Origin of the sequence: Acinetobacter lactucae, from assembly GCF_013344765.1 — a bacterium.
Lineage (GTDB): Bacteria > Pseudomonadota > Gammaproteobacteria > Pseudomonadales > Moraxellaceae > Acinetobacter > Acinetobacter lactucae_A.
The window spans coordinates 1-1,645 of sequence record NZ_JABVBF010000305.1; the positions used below are offsets into that span (position 1 = coordinate 1).

General features: G+C 37.1%; 2 protein-coding genes and 1 pseudogene. 2 read left to right on the plus strand and 1 reads right to left on the minus strand.

Features of this window, described 5'->3' with window-relative positions:
* A pseudogene (locus tag HUN22_RS18290) lies at window positions 1-126 on the plus strand (hypothetical protein); the annotation flags it as partial.
* Between the two features lie 45 nt (window positions 127-171).
* Window positions 172-894, plus strand: a complete 723-nt coding sequence (locus tag HUN22_RS16890; RefSeq protein ID WP_174731810.1) for a pirin family protein — start codon at window positions 172-174, stop codon at window positions 892-894.
* Between the two features lie 79 nt (window positions 895-973).
* On the opposite strand, the gene HUN22_RS16895 is transcribed toward HUN22_RS16890, so the two are convergent.
* Entirely contained in the window at window positions 974-1,594 is a 621-nt protein-coding gene (locus HUN22_RS16895; protein WP_174731812.1) for a TetR/AcrR family transcriptional regulator, read from the minus strand.
* Between the last annotated feature and the right edge of the window lie 51 nt (window positions 1,595-1,645).

Here is a 1,645-nt window from a genome sequence, read left to right on the forward strand (position 1 = left end):
ATTTGGCGCCCAGGCATGAAACTTTTCGGTTATTTCAACATGCGTTTTTTTCGCCATGTCACCATTATTTGCGGGAACGCGGTAGGTGGTGGCTCAATTACCTATGCAAACACCCTACTGGTTCCACGATAAACTGCACTCAGAGAAAAAATTAAATTAGGAGAATAGATCATGTTTGATATGCGTTTATCTCACGAACGTGGTGCAGCACATCATGGTTGGTTACAATCAAAACATAGCTTTTCATTTGCTAATTATTGGGACCCTAAACAAGTCGGTTTTTCGGATCTACTTGTAATTAACGATGATAACGTTGCTCCATCTAAAGGCTTTGGTACTCACCCTCACCGGAATATGGAAATTATTTCCTATGTGCTTGAAGGTGCATTAGAGCATAAAGATTCGATGGGTACAGGTTCTGTGATTGTGCCGGGCGACATTCAGCTGATGAGTGCAGGTCGTGGTGTTGCTCATAGTGAATTTAACCATTCAGCTCAAGAAGGCGTTCATTTCTTGCAAATTTGGGTTGTTCCAAATGAAGTGAATACAGATCCGGGCTATCAACAAGTTCATATTGATGAAGCAGACAAACGCGGTAAATTGCATTTAATCATTTCACCCAAAGGTGGTGAGAAAACTTTATCGATCAAACAAGACATTAATATTTATTCAGGTCTTTTTGATGGTGAAGAAACTGCTGAATTTGTGATTCCTGATGGTCGATATGTGTACCTACATGTTGCTAAAGGTCGTGTTGATGTAAATGGTAAAACCTTTAATACTGGAGATGCTGCACGTATTCGTGATGGTGGAAGCTTATCATTTACCAATGGTGATAATGCTGAAATTTTAATTTTCGATATGCGTCCAGAAGAAGTTCCAACCATGCCATAAGATCAATTAAGCCCTCATATAAAACTTTATGTGAGGGCTTTTTTATTATCGATTAGACTTATAAAAATTCTATCTCAGTTCAATGCTCTTCTGAACGTGCCATTTCTGAATTGATATAACTCATAATCATAGTGGTTAGCCCCTGCACCATTTCATCAAAACTAATATAAGGGTTTGGCAAAATAAGATGCCGCGCGACATTAAAAATTCCGCTATTAATACAAATATAAGTAATTACAGGCAAATTGTTGATTTTTAGATATTTTGGATTATGCATCATATATTTCATGATGACTTCCATTAAAGCCTGTTCAATTTTGGGAATGTATTTATCGTACTGCAACTCTCCTGCATAACGTAAAACAGTCAAATAGCGGTCGTTATTTTTTTTTAATAAATCACTAAAGGTATAGAAAATCATTTCAATGACAGGCTCTAACTCTAACTGTAAAATAGTCGGTGTAAGCTCTGTAATCATGTCCAGAATTTCCCGAACAAAAAAGTGGTTCATTGCATCATAAATTTCTTCTTTATTTTTAAAATATTCGTATAAAGATCCGACACTCACACCTGCAATCTCTGCAATATGACGTGTTGTAGTACCACTTGGTCCATGAAGTGCCACTGCAATAAAACCTGCTTCAATAATCGTGTCGACAGTGACTTTGGCTCGAGTTTGACGAGGTTTACGCGTAGTCATACGATCTAATCAATAATCCGAACATAAAGTCAGATTAGCATGTAATTTAAC

Excerpts from the sequence above, each read along its gene's own strand:
- HUN22_RS16890 (WP_174731810.1), top strand. The coding sequence starts at position 172 with ATGTTTGATATGCGTTTATCTCACGAACGTGGTGCAGCACATCATGGT.
- HUN22_RS16895 (WP_174731812.1), bottom strand. The coding sequence starts at position 1,594 with ATGACTACGCGTAAACCTCGTCAAACTCGAGCCAAAGTCACTGTCGAC.